The 12,789-nt window shown below is 59.0% G+C and carries 11 protein-coding genes; 1 reads left to right on the top strand and 10 read right to left on the bottom strand.

The window, feature by feature from the left end; translation table 11 throughout:
- Nucleotides 1–24: 24 nt before the first annotated feature.
- Genes glnT through purU form a run of 6 tightly spaced genes read right to left on the bottom strand, consistent with a single transcriptional unit; the run spans nucleotide 25 to nucleotide 7,136 of the window.
- A complete protein-coding gene (gene glnT / locus BW956_RS12985) occupies nucleotides 25–1,359 on the bottom strand; it encodes a type III glutamate--ammonia ligase (protein ID WP_010324850.1) in 1,335 nt (444 codons plus the stop codon).
- Nucleotides 1,356–1,841 carry a hypothetical protein gene (locus BW956_RS12980; protein ID WP_076463092.1) on the bottom strand — a complete coding sequence of 162 codons (486 nt, stop codon included), beginning with the start codon at nucleotides 1,839–1,841 and terminating at the stop codon, nucleotides 1,356–1,358. The genes glnT and BW956_RS12980 overlap by 4 nt, the downstream gene beginning before the upstream one ends.
- Nucleotides 1,841–4,750: a 2Fe-2S iron-sulfur cluster-binding protein gene (locus BW956_RS12975; RefSeq protein ID WP_076463091.1), complete on the bottom strand. Its 2,910-nt coding sequence runs from the start codon at nucleotides 4,748–4,750 to the stop codon at nucleotides 1,841–1,843. Before BW956_RS12975 ends, BW956_RS12980 begins: the two co-directional genes overlap by 1 nt.
- On the bottom strand, nucleotides 4,734–5,000 hold the full coding sequence (locus BW956_RS12970) for a sarcosine oxidase subunit delta (protein WP_076463090.1): 267 nt from the start codon (nucleotides 4,998–5,000) through the stop codon (nucleotides 4,734–4,736). Before BW956_RS12970 ends, BW956_RS12975 begins: the two co-directional genes overlap by 17 nt.
- A 12-nt stretch (nucleotides 5,001–5,012) precedes the next feature.
- Nucleotides 5,013–6,254 carry an FAD-dependent oxidoreductase gene (locus BW956_RS12965; RefSeq protein ID WP_076463089.1) on the bottom strand — a complete coding sequence of 414 codons (1,242 nt, stop codon included), beginning with the start codon at nucleotides 6,252–6,254 and terminating at the stop codon, nucleotides 5,013–5,015.
- Nucleotides 6,255–6,263: 9 nt separating this feature from the next.
- Nucleotides 6,264–7,136: a formyltetrahydrofolate deformylase gene (gene purU / locus BW956_RS12960; RefSeq protein WP_076463088.1), complete on the bottom strand. Its 873-nt coding sequence runs from the start codon at nucleotides 7,134–7,136 to the stop codon at nucleotides 6,264–6,266.
- 252 nt (nucleotides 7,137–7,388) lie between these two features.
- Between purU and BW956_RS12955 the strand changes: the two genes are divergently transcribed.
- A complete protein-coding gene (locus BW956_RS12955; protein WP_076463087.1) occupies nucleotides 7,389–7,988 on the top strand; it encodes a helix-turn-helix domain-containing protein in 600 nt (199 codons plus the stop codon).
- Between the two features lie 14 nt (nucleotides 7,989–8,002).
- On the opposite strand, the gene BW956_RS12950 is transcribed toward BW956_RS12955, so the two are convergent.
- The 4 genes from BW956_RS12950 to BW956_RS12935 all read right to left on the bottom strand — a co-directional run bounded on the left by BW956_RS12950 (nucleotide 8,003) and on the right by BW956_RS12935 (nucleotide 12,725).
- Nucleotides 8,003–9,793 carry an EAL domain-containing protein gene (locus BW956_RS12950; RefSeq protein ID WP_076463086.1) on the bottom strand — a complete coding sequence of 597 codons (1,791 nt, stop codon included), beginning with the start codon at nucleotides 9,791–9,793 and terminating at the stop codon, nucleotides 8,003–8,005.
- A gap of 114 nt (nucleotides 9,794–9,907) precedes the next feature.
- Nucleotides 9,908–10,702, bottom strand: coding sequence for a slipin family protein (locus BW956_RS12945; RefSeq protein ID WP_076463085.1), 795 nt, complete (start codon nucleotides 10,700–10,702; stop codon nucleotides 9,908–9,910).
- 1 nt (nucleotide 10,703) lies between these two features.
- Nucleotides 10,704–12,062 (bottom strand): NfeD family protein, encoded by a 1,359-nt coding sequence (locus BW956_RS12940; protein WP_076463084.1) that lies wholly within the window; start codon nucleotides 12,060–12,062, stop codon nucleotides 10,704–10,706.
- 63 nt (nucleotides 12,063–12,125) lie between these two features.
- Entirely contained in the window at nucleotides 12,126–12,725 is a 600-nt protein-coding gene (locus BW956_RS12935) for a TetR/AcrR family transcriptional regulator (protein ID WP_010324860.1), read from the bottom strand.
- Between the last annotated feature and the right edge of the window lie 64 nt (nucleotides 12,726–12,789).

Here is a 12,789-nt window from a genome sequence, read left to right as displayed (position 1 = left end):
CAAATTCCTCGTAACAAAACCGGATCAGAAAAATTCGGCGTAGTGACTGACTTCCCAGTCGGATACATGGCGGCTGTATTCCACCCATTCGGCCCGCTTCACCTTGAGGAACTCGGACACAACTTCATTACCCAGGGCTTCGGTAAAAACGGTATCCGCTTCCAGCGCGTCCAGAGCTTCATTCAGGTTCTGCGGCAGGATGCTGACACCCTTCTCCTTGATCTCGTCCAGGCTCAGGCTGTACAGGTTCACGTTCATCGGCTCACCCGGATCCAGCTCACGCTCGACACCGTCCATACCGGCGGCGATCAGGGCTGCGGTCACCAGGTAGGGGTTGCAGCCGGAGTCCGGCAGACGGAATTCCAGACGGCCGTAGGGGATACGGACCATGGCGGAACGGTTGTTGTCGCCGTAGCAGACATAGGCCGGCGCCCAGGTCGCACCCGAGGCGTTGCCGCCCACGACCAGACGCTTGTAGGAGTTCACGGTCGGGGCTGCGATAGCGCAGAGTGCCGGGGCATGTGCCAGCAGACCGGCGGTAAAGTGGTACGCCAGCTTGGACAGGCCCATGCCGCTCTTGTCATCGGCATCATGGAACAGGTTCTGGCCATCCTTGTCGGTGATCGACAGGTGGAAATGCATGCCGTTACCGGTGCGGTCCGAAGACGGCTTGGGCATGAAGGAGCAAACCATATCCAGGTCGTTGGCGATCTCGCCGGCCGCCATGCGCACAAAAGTGAAACGGTCAGCGGAGGTCAGCGCATCGCTGTAGGTGTAGTTGATCTCGAACTGGCCGTTGGCGTCTTCGTGGTCGATCTGATAGACGTCGAAGTCCACTGCCTGCAGGGATTCCACCAGGCGCTCCAGGAACTCGCGAGAGCGGGAAAGACCCTTGTAGTCGTAGCAGGGCTTGTCCAGTACGTCGCTCTCATCCACCGGCTTGAGAGTGCCTTTTTCATCACGGGTGAACAGGGAGAACTCCGGCTCCACCCCCGTGTTCAGGGTCCAGCCTTTCTCGGCCAGGCGCGCCAGCTGCTGCTTTAGCACGACGCGGCTGCAGTAGGGGTGCGGCGCATCATTCACATAACCATCGCAGGCAATGCGGGCATAACCCGGCTGCCAGGGCACGACACTGAAGGTATTCAGGTCGCCACGGGCCATGAAGTCAGGGCCGTGCGGCTCCATGCCCATGCCCCAGACGGCGAAGCCGGCAAAACCCGCACCCTTTTCCACCACATCCATCAGGCAGCTGGCCGGAACCGATTTGGTTTTGGCAACGCCGTGGATATCCACAAACTGGGCCAGTACGTATTTGATATCGTTCTGGCTGACAATGCGTTCGATCTCTGCGGGCATCATGATGCACCTCCTGTCGGATTTCGGGTTGCGCTAAGGTCACCAAGGACCGCGCTGAACGTTTCGTTGAGGTAGTGGCGGTAGCCCGGATCAGCACCGATCAACAAACTGCCACTCTCGATTTCGTGATACAGCCAGCAATTGACCCCGGCGACGGAAGTCATCAGCCAGTCACCCGGCTTAAGCTGGCGGAAGTCGTACTGGCACAGGTGGGCCATCATCTCGACCCAGCCTTCACCCTTGAGCTCAAACACGCTGTCGTAACGGCGGAAACACCATTCACTCTGCGGCGCCGTGACACCGGCCTTGAGCATCGCCATGTATTCGTCACGTCCTGTGCGTGCCACCAGAGCACCACTGCGCTCCTCTGCACTCAGCACCTGTTCGGGAACCGGCAGACCGGCACTCGCCAGGGCTTCGCTGCTCTCGGGGCCGGTCAGCAGATAGCTGGCCCGCTCCGTTTCATTTACTTGCAAAGCAATCATCAGGCCACCTCCGTCAGGTCGATGGTTTGACGCTCGCCTTCGGCGTCATAGAAGGGAATTGCACAGGGTTCGAGCGGAACCAGCGCACCGGAATCGACCCGCACCTGGTACATGCGATCACTGCCGGCCAACGGCTGGTCCACCATGGCCAGACCAATGTAGCGACCCAGTGAGGGGCTGTAGGCGATACTGGTGATGCGACCGGCGATATCGCCGCTGTCGATCAGCAGATGGCATTCCTTCGGCAGCTCACCGCTGTAGCCCTTGGGCAGCATGAAACCGCGCAGGGTGCGCTGGCAGCGCTCCTTCAGCAGCGCCAGCGATGGCTTGCCGGTGAACCAAGGCTTGCTCTTGAGCGGCACCGCCCAGGGCATGTTGGCTTCGAACGGGTTGGTCAGACCATCGGTGTCCTGACCCACAATGATGTGGCCCTTCTCCAGACGCAGCACTCGCTGGGCCTCCACACCGAACGGGCGGATACCGTACTCGGCACCCTTGTTCATCAGGGTGTTCCAGACCAGCTGTGCGGACTCGATCGGCAGGTGGATCTCGTAGCCCAGCTCGCCGACAAAACCGACGCGAATCAGACGCACGGGGACACCGCAGAGGTTGCCTTCCTTGAAGCCCAGGTAGGGGAAGTTCTCTTCGCTCAGGTCGATGTCGGTCAGCGGTGCCAGCAGCTTGCGGGCATGAGGACCGGCCAGGTTCATGGCGGCCAAGGTGCCGGTGCGATTGACCAGACGCACATCCAGCCCCCACTCCACAATGTGGCGGGACAGGGTGCGGAAGGTCGCGTCCGCATGGCTGGTGGTGGCCGACACGTAGAAGCGGTCTTCGGCCACACGGGCTGCGATGCCGTCATCCACGATGACGCCGCTTTCGTCCACCATCAGGGCGTAACGGGTCATGTCCTGTTTAATGTTGGACATGCGCATGGTGTAGGCGCCATCCAGCAACTTGCCAGCGTCCGGACCCATCACCTCGATCTTGCCCAGCGTCGAAACGTCGATCAGACCCAGACCGGTTCGCACCGCCTGCACTTCACGCAGGATCGCCTGAGCGCGCTCTTCCTGACGACCATAGAATTCGGGACGCAGCCAGGCACCGGCTTCCATCATCTGGGCGCCGTTATCCAGGTGCCACTGATGCATGGCCGTGAGACGTTCCGCACGGAAACGTCGACCCGCCAGCGCCTGCACCGGAACCGGGTGGAACATGGGACGTGCGGTGGTCGAGCCGGTCTGGTCGATGGTGCGACCAGTGACCGCTGCCAACACACGGATACCGTTCATGTTGGCGTGCTTGCCCTGACTCGGACCCATGCCCACGGTGGAGAAGCGCTTCATCAACTCGATATTGTCGAAGCCTTCCTTCGCTGCGTTGACCAGATCCTTCAGCTGCAGGTCTTCGTCGTAATCGACAAAGTTCTTGCCCTTGGGATGATCCACAATCGGCCAGGGGTGGGAGTGCGCTTCAGTGTCGCGGCAGTCTGTCTGCTCGGCCGGCAGCGGTTGATCCTTGAGGAACGCCGCCGCTTCAGTACCGGCACGTTCACCATCGGCCAGGCGCTGATCCAGCGTAAAGGCACCGTTCAAACGACCACAGGCGAAGATGCCGCTGGGCAGTTCCTGAGGCAGAATCTGCTCCAGGGTGCTGTCGTAAGCCAGACGGCTGCCCGCTTGATACAGCAGCTGCGCGGCCGGGGCCCAGCCCACGCTCATCAGCAGCAGGTCAGCATCAATCTCGCGCGCCAGCTTGAGGTTGCAGGCCGAGCCATCAAAGGGAGCAACGACAACTTGCTTCAATTTGTCCTTGCCCTTGGCTTCGTACACCGCGTGGCCTTCCAGCACGCTGACATTCTTGCTCTTCAGCTCGTCGGCCCAGCGACCACGGCTGTCAGCCTTGCCCATATCCACGACCGCAGCCACTTCGACACCGGCAGCCAGCATATCCAGCGCAGCACGATAACCTTCGCTGTTGGCTGTCAGCACGACAGCTCGCTGACCCGGTTTAACCGCATAGCGTGCCACCAGGCGCTGGGCGCCAGAGGCCATCATTACGCCGGGCAGGTCGTTGTTGCGGAACACAGCAGGCTGCTCCATCACGCCGGTGGCACTGATCACGGCACGGGCACGCATTTTGACGATGCCTTCCGGCCCCAACAGCGGCACGTAGTGGTCGGTATACCAGCCACAGGCCAGGTGGCCCGGCAGCACACGGATATTGGCGTGGCTCTGTACTTTCTGTTTCAACGCTGTGCGAATCGGTGCAGCACTGTCATCGTTCGCCAGCTGGTAATCCAGACTGCCGCCGATATGCGGGTTCTCGTCTGCCAGGACTACATCCAGCCCCTGCTCCGCCGCTGTCAGCGCCGCCTGCATGCCAGAGGCACCGGCACCCACTACCAACAGATCGCAGAAGCCATAGGTCTTGGCCTTGCGGCGCGCATCCCAGCGGGTATCGATGGTGCCCAGGCCCGCCTTTTCGCGAATCACACGCTCCCACATCGGAAACAGTTTTTTCGGCTTGTGGAATGACTTGTAGTAGAAGCCCACCGGCAGGAAGCGGGACAGTTTGCCGATAATCTGGTCCTTGTCCTTTTCCAGGCTGCCGTTGACGTTGCAGGCGGTCAGCGACATGCCCGCCGCCAGCGGTGTGACATCGCCGCGGATGTTGGGCTCTTCACTGCTCTGGAACAGCGCGTTCACGTCGTGGTTGGCCAGCGTCACCGCGCCGCGGGGGCGGTGGTATTTGAAGCTGCGACCCAACAGGGTCTGGTTGGATGCCAGCAGGGCCGAGCTGATGCTGTCACCAGCGAAACCGGTGAAGGCCAGGCCTTCAAATTCGAAGCTCAGCGTCTCGGAGCGGTCGAGCCACTCCAGCGGCTGGGGATCAAGCCGGGATGTCATAACGCACCTCCTCCAGATCGATAAACCGCACCACTTCATCCTTCAGGGTGTCGCGTTCCATGACGTACCAGCGCCCGGTCGGACGGTGATACCACCACTCGCGCAGCAGGCCCGGCGCACCCTGACGGTTGAAGACATACGCGGCCCAGGTGGGCTCGTCGGCATCCATCGGCGGGCGACGGACTTCACCGATGTAATCAAATTCGCTGATCGGCCGGGGGCCAATCACGGGACAGTCGAATACTTTCATCGTCCCCTCTCCTCAGTGCCCGACCGACGCTGCGCCCTTCTCACCGACCAGTTCAAAGTCGGTGAAGCGGGACAGGCGGAAGGGTTCAATCAGTTCATGGTTGCGGTCGTTGGCCAGGGTCCAGGCCATGGTCTTGCCGCTGACCGGCGTGGCCTTGAAGCCCCAGGTTCCCCAGCCGGCATCCAGGTAAAAACCGTCGATGGGCGTTTTACCCATGATCGGGGCAAAGTCAGGGGTGATGTCGCTCATGCCGGCCCACTGGCGCATCACTTTCATGCGGCTCATGAACGGGAAGAGGTCGATCATCTGGTCGGTCAGGCCTTCAACAAAGTTGAAGCTGGAGCGGGTGGAATGCAGTACCGACGGATCTACCGAGGCACCCATCACCATCTCGCCGCGAGACGACTGGCTGACATAGACGTGCAGGCTGCCGGAGACCACGATGGTGTCCATGAACGGCTTCACCGGCTCGGACACACAGGCCTGCAGCGGGAAGATCTCGATCGGTGTTTCCAGCCCCAGCATGGAGGTGATGCGCGGTGTAGAACCGGCCACCATGGAGACCACCTTGTTGCAGCTGATAAAGCCGCGATCAGTCTCCACGCCGGTCACCTTGTCACCCTGAGTACGGATACTGGTAACACGGGTTTTCTGGTGAATCTCGACACCGCGATTGTAAGCGCCGCGGGCATAGCCCCAGGCGACGGCATCATGGCGCGCCACTGCGCCGGGTGCGTGATAAAGCGCGCCCATCACCGGATGGGTACCGGCACAGTCCAGGTCCATGTAGGGGACTTCCTTGGCGATGAAGTCCCGGTCCACCACTTCCGATTCGATGCCGTGGTGCTTGTTCACCTCGGCACGCCAGCGCATGGTGCGCATGGCGCTGTCGGTGTGGGCCAGGGTGAAGTGGCCACGGGTTGAGTAGAAGATGTTGAGGTCGAAGTCATCGGCCAGGTCTTCAAACAGGTTGAGACTGGTGTCGTAAAACTTGACCCCTTCCGGTGTCAGATAGTTGGAGCGCACGATGGTGGTATTACGACCCGTGTTACCACCACCGATATACCCCTGTTCCAGTACCGCAACATTGGTGATGCCATGTTCCTTCGCCAGGTAGTAGGCACAGGCCATGCCGTGCCCGCCGCCGCCAATGATCACTACGTCGTAATGAGATTTGAGCGGCTTGGCTTCAGGAAAGAACCGGGGCTCGTTATGTGACGACTTGAGGCCGTATTTGAGCAGGCGCCAGGGCATGGGATTCTCCTAGGCAAAAACAACAGTTTTGTTGCCGCGTACCAGGACACGGTCTTCGATGTGGTAACGCAGGCCACGGGACAGCACGGCCTTCTCTACGTCCTTACCCAGACGCACCATGTCGGCGGTGGTGTTGTGATGCGTCACGCGGTGGACGTCCTGTTCGATGATCGGACCGGCATCCAGCTCGGAGGTCACGTAGTGACAGGTGGCACCGATCTGCTTCACGCCACGCTCGGCCGCCTGGTGATAGGGACGGGCACCGATGAAGGACGGCAGGAAACTGTGATGGATGTTGATGATGCGGCTTGGGTAAAGCTCGCACAGCTCTTCCGGGATGATCTGCATGTACTTGGCCAGCACGATGGCATCTGCTTCGGCAGCAGCGATCTGCTCTTTCACAGCCTGGAAGTGCGGCTCCTTGTTGCTCATGTCCACCGGCACATGCACGAAAGGAATACCGTGCCATTCAACATAGGAACGCAGCACATCGTGGTTGGAGATGACGCAGGGGATGTCGATATTCATCTCCCCGGAGCGCCAGCGGTAAAGCAGATCAGACAAAGCGTGGGCTTCTTTTGATACCATCAGCACAATACGCTTGCGCTGTGCGGAGTCGGTAATCTGCCACTGCATGTCGAATTCATCGCCAAGTGGCGCGAATTTCGCTTTCAACTCATCAAGTGAGAAAGGCAGAGAGTCCGCCAAGACTTCATAGCGCATGAAGAATTGGCAGTTTTCGGTATCGGCAAACTGGTGCGCTTCACTGATCCAGCCATTATGAGAGGCGAAGAACTGGGTAACGGCGGCCACGATACCCACCTTGTCGGGGCAAGAGACGGTTAAGCGGTATTTACGTGCGTTTTGCGTTTCGATAGCCATGACCTTGGTCCATATTTCTCGATGGGAAAATTTATTTCACCAAGGTAAAAGCAATCACTTTGCCAACTTTGCACTTTGCGTTAAAAAAAAGATTCGATTCGGGTGAAAGGGCCGTAAAATCAAGGCTTGTGAAACTATATTTCCTGATAGGAATATTTACCCGCTAACAGGATTGTGCCGGTCCGGTGCCATTTTTGCCCTGCAAAAACGCACCAAAGCTGTTCAGACCGCACAAAAAAGGAGCATGCGAGTATGAAAGAAAAAGAAGAAGACAGCCCAAGATTGCGCCTGGAGTCGTACATCGCCATGCGGGTGAAAAGCAAACGCACCGAGCAGGGTTTGAAGATAATTGATGTAGCGCGTATCGCCGGTCTCAGCCAGGGCATGGTGAGTAAAATCGAGAACGCCCAGGTGTCCACCAGTCTGGATACGCTGAGTCGCCTCTGCGATGCCATCGGCCTGCCGATTTCACAGCTGTTCACCGATTACGACCGTCCCGAAGGGACAGCTCAGCTGACCAAGGCTGGTGAAGGGATGGAAGTGGTCCGGCGCGGTACCGAGAAAGGCCACACCTACCAGTTGCTGAGCTACCACCGCGGCAAGAAGAAAAGCTACGAGCCTTTCCTGATCACCATGGATGATGCCAGCGAGGTGTTCCCCACCTTTTCGCATCCGGGGCAGGAGTTCATCTATCTATTACAGGGGAAGATTCGCTACCGTCACGGCAACCATCTATACGATATGGGACCGGGGGATGCACTCTCCTTCGATGCCGAGATTCCGCACGGCCCTGAAGTCTTGCTGGAAGTGCCCATACAGCTGCTCTCGGTCATCCACTACGACGACCAGTAAGCCGGTTTCCAGGGTTATGCCTGAGGCTGGGGCGCGGGCTCGCTGAACAGGAAGCCCTGGGATTCATCGATACCCAGCGCTTCCACCACGGCCTGTACCTCGGCGCAGTGAACAAATTCTGCTGCCGTGCGGATACCGGCGTTCTGGGCAAAGAACACCATGGCACGCACGATTTCATAACTGGTGGCATCCTGATGGATGTTGCGGATGTACTTCGCATCTACCTTGATCATGTCGATCTCCAGCTCGAGGATGCGCTCGAAGTTGGAGTACTCGGTGCCAAAGTCATCAATGGCCAACTGATAGCCGCGCCGTTTCAACTGCTGCAGCTGTTCGATATAGGTTTGTTTGCTGCCGCTGCTGATACCTTCATGTATTTCCAGAATCAGACGCTCGGGTGATACCCCACGTGTCTGCAGAGTGCGCTCCAGAAAGTCCGGCAGGTAGCCCAACTCCAGATCGGTTTCGGTGATATTCACCGAGATGCACCCCGCCTGCACGGCCAAACGCTCGGCCGCCTGATCGATCACGGCACGGGTAATCGCCGGCATCAGGCCGATGAGTTCGGCCACCGGCAGAAACTGCCCCGGCCCGAACACTTCCCCGCCATGCTCCAAACGCACCAGCGCTTCCCATTTATGGATCTCGCCGCTGCTGTTATCCCGAATGCCCTGGTACCAGGCACGCACGCCCCCCGTGCGCAGGGCTTCATGCAAGCGCACACTCCAGCCAATGTAATCTACCTGTTGTTGCAGGGCCGGCTGGTCCGTATCCGGTTGATACAGGCTGGTGGCGTTCTTGCCACGCAGGCGAGCCTGCTTCAGCGCCACCATCGCCCGGCGCAGCAGATCCTCGCCCCCGGTAGCGACACCGGCGTTAAAGGTCAGGTAGAACTTCATCTCCTGCAGGCACACCGGCTCGCCAAAGAAATGCTGACGCAGGCGTTCCAGCTCGGCGGCGGGGTCGTCCAAATGATCATAATAGAGGGCGAACTGATCAGCGCTGCCTCGAAACAGGCGGCCGCTGCCGGCAATACCCGACAGGGTGCTGGCGAAGGCCTGTAACAGCCGGTCACCGGTTTCCAGCCCGTAGCGGGTATTGATCAAGCCCAGGTTATTCAGGTTCAACAGAATCAGTGCCGAGGTCGCTGGCACTTCGCGCAGGGTACGGATCAGGCTTTGTGAGTTGGGCAGGCCCGTAAGGGCATCACGGCCCAGTTGTTCGATCAGAGCGTCCTTCTCATCTTCCAGCCGTTGCTGCTGGGCATGGCGCACCAGCACAATGGCCACCAGCGCGGCCCCCACTTCCAGCAGGCGCTTGTGAAATGCCGAGGGCGTGCGGTGCTCAAAGGATGACAGGGCGAATGAGCCTATGGCGGTGCCAAGGTCATCCCGTACCGGCACCGACCAGCAGGCGCAAAGATTAAAGTCCACCGCGAGGCTGCGTAACCCTTTCCAGCTCGGGTCTTCAAAGGTGTTTTGCACATAGGCGGGTTCGTTATGAAACACGGCGTTGCCGCAGGAGCCGCCCTCGGGGCCGGGGCGCAGCTGGCTGAGGCGTTCGATACCGGCTTCGGGCACACTGGGGGCTGATATCACACTCATCAACCCGGTATCAGGGTCCAGGTGCATGCATGACGCCACCGAACCCGGCAACAGGCGCTCGGCCATACGGCAGGTTTCATCAATCACCTCAAGATAAGGCGTTGCCGACGCGACCAACCCGCAGATGCGCTGCTGCAGACCGAGAATATGGTCCAACTCATGCAGACTGAGGTCCACTTCCTGTTGCCGAGATTCGTCCACACTGAATTCCCCTGTGCTAGCCCTGTACGCTCAATTACTGGATGATTATGAGCTGCTTTGGCGACATTACAAGAATATTAGATCAATCCAATATACGGCAAACAGCCACCTTTTTCATGAACCCGCCTTCTGCTCCGGCTCTTTGATATCGGGTTTCTTCAGGATATCACCGAGCTGGCTAAACATATCGACCGGCAACGGGAACACGATCGTATGACTGTTCTGGCCAGCAATTTCGGTGAGCGTCTGCATATAGCGCAACTGGATCGCCTGGGGTTGTTGCGACAGGGTTTGCGCAGCATTGAGCAGTTTTTCCGAGGCTTCCTGCTCACCCAGGGCATGAATCACCTTGGCACGACGTGAGCGCTCGGCTTCAGCCTGACGTGCAATCGCACGCACCATGCTCTCGTCCAGATCCACATGCTTGATCTCGACGTTGGCTACCTTGATCCCCCAGGCGTCCGTCTGTTTATCGAGGATCTTCTGGATATCCGAGTTCAGCTGGTCACGTTCCGACAGCATTTCATCCAGCTCGTGCTGGCCCAATACCGAACGCAACGTGGTCTGGGACAACTGGCTGGTCGCCTCAAGATAGTTTTCCACATGGATGACGGCCCGCTCCGGGTCGACCACACGGAAATAGATCACCGCATTGACGCGCACCGACACGTTATCGCGCGAGATAACATCCTGAGTGGGTACATCCATTACCAGTGTACGCAGATCCACACGCACCATCTGCTGGATGATGGGAACAACAATGATCAGACCGGGGCCTTTGACACGGTAGAAACGCCCCAGCAGGAAAATAACGCCGCGCTCGTATTCACGCAGAATGCGGAACATGGAGAGCAGCAGCAGAATCGCTAGCACCACCAAGGTGGTGATGAAATAGGGAAAACCGAACATATCAGGTCTCCAGCTTTTCCACGATCAGATGCAGGCCGGCACTGCCGACCACTCGCACCCGGTCGCCCGGTTGCAAAGACTGCTCTGACCGGACCGGCCAAAGCTCGCTTTCAAAACGCACCAGCGCCTGGTCATCACGACAGACCTCAACGCTCAGCTGCTGCCCTCGCGCCGCATCCACACCAATGGATTGCGGCTGGCGGCGTGCGCGCAGCGCCATCAACACCACGGCAAAGGCTGCGGCCATTGAGCCCAGCCCGAAGGCCAGAATCATCGGCCAGGCAATACGGTAGGCAGGCAGTTCGGTATCCATCAGCATGATCGAGCCCACCACGAAGGCGATGGAGCCTCCAATGCCAAGGATGCCGAAGCTGGGAGCATAGGCTTCCGCCAGAATCAGCCCTACCCCCAACAGCATCAGACCCAGGCCGGCATAGCTGATCGGCAGTACCTGAAAGGCATAGAGCGCCACCAGCAGACTGATCACACCCAGCACACCCGGTACCCCGAAGCCCGGGTTGGAAAATTCGAAGATCAAACCGTAGATGCCAATGAGCATCAGCAGGTAGGCCACATTGGGGTTGGTGATAATGGCCAGGAACTCATTGCGCCAGTCCGGCAAGTATTCATATTGCGGAACATCCGCCAGATTCAGTTTGAGCGTCTGGCCAGCCAGACTGACCTCGCGGCCCTGCAAGCGGGTGAGCAACGCCGTTCTATCCGGTGCAATCAGGTCGATCACATTCAACTCCAGTGCTGCCGAAGCACTCAGGCTGCGGCCCTCACGCACCGCCTGTTCCGCCCAGTCGGCATTGCGCCCACGCAACTCGGCCAGACCACGAATATAGGCCACGGCGTCGTTGATGATCTTGCGCTGCATGGCATTGCCCGCTGGGGGCTGGTCAGACTCGGAATCGGGTTCAGATGAGGGTTGAGGGCCAGGCGTGGCGCCCAGACTGACAGGTGTCGCGGCTCCCAGATTGGTGGCAGGCGACATGGCGGCAACATGGCAGCTGTACAGCAGGTAGGTACCGGCGCTGGCCGCACGGGCTCCACCGGGGGTAACGTAGCCGATTACCGGCATGGGTGCGGCCAGAATGGCACTGATCATCTGCCGCATGGACAGATCCAGCCCGCCCGGCGTATCTATTTCGATCACCACCGCCCGGGCACCGGACTGGGCGGCCTGCTCCAGCCCCCTTACCAGATAATCGGCACTGGCCGGGCCCACTACTCCCTCAAGACGCAGTACCCAGACCGCATGCTCAGGGGTATCGGCTGCAGCCGCCTGCACCAGGGGCAAAGCCGACAGGGAACTCCAGCACAGCAGACACACCAGCACGTGCCGCAGGATAGACATGGGACACCTCCGCTATTACCTGCAGTATAGGTAATGAATGCGGAGGTGGTTCAGTAGACGATATCAGGGGGCATAGCCGCGCAGGAACAGATCCACGCAGCTGACAATATAGGTATCGATTTCGTCATCGCTCAACTGGGGTTCAATACCCAGTTCTGAACGCATCTTGGCTTCGCCCTGCCACATCATCAGCAATTGAATCGCGGCATGGCGCGGGTTGTCGGCGTGAATCTGGCCGGCCCGACACTCTCGCTCCAGCATCTCCGTCAATGCAGCCATCACCACCCGTGGTCCGGCCTCAAAAAACAGCACCGCCGCCTGCGGCTGTGTATCGACCTGGGCAATGCAGGTTTTGTGTACCTGTCGTGCCTCTTCAGACAACAGCAGACGGATAAATCCCCGTCCGATCACAAGCAGGCGATCACGCAGGCTGCCCTCGGTTGCGGCACAAAGGTCCGCCAGCTCATAGCGCTGACACTTACACTGGATAGCCGCCATAAACAGCTCATCCTTGTTGCCAAAGTGGCTGTATACGGTCTGCTTGGACACGCCCGCTTCCTGAGCCACCATCTCCATGCTGGTGTCGGTGAATCCGTTCTGTACAAAAAGCGTCGAAGCCGCTTCGAGAATTTGCTCCCGTTTGGCTGCACTGCTGGGTCTCACATCTTTCTCCCGACAAAAACATATCAAACTAGACAGTCCAGTTTTATAAAACTAAACTGGACTC

Origin of the sequence: Marinobacterium stanieri, assembly GCF_900155945.1 — a bacterium.
GTDB classification, from domain to species: domain Bacteria; phylum Pseudomonadota; class Gammaproteobacteria; order Pseudomonadales; family Balneatricaceae; genus Marinobacterium; species Marinobacterium stanieri.
Note: the sequence above shows the minus strand (reverse complement) of the source record. Positions and strands in the feature narration are given on the sequence as shown.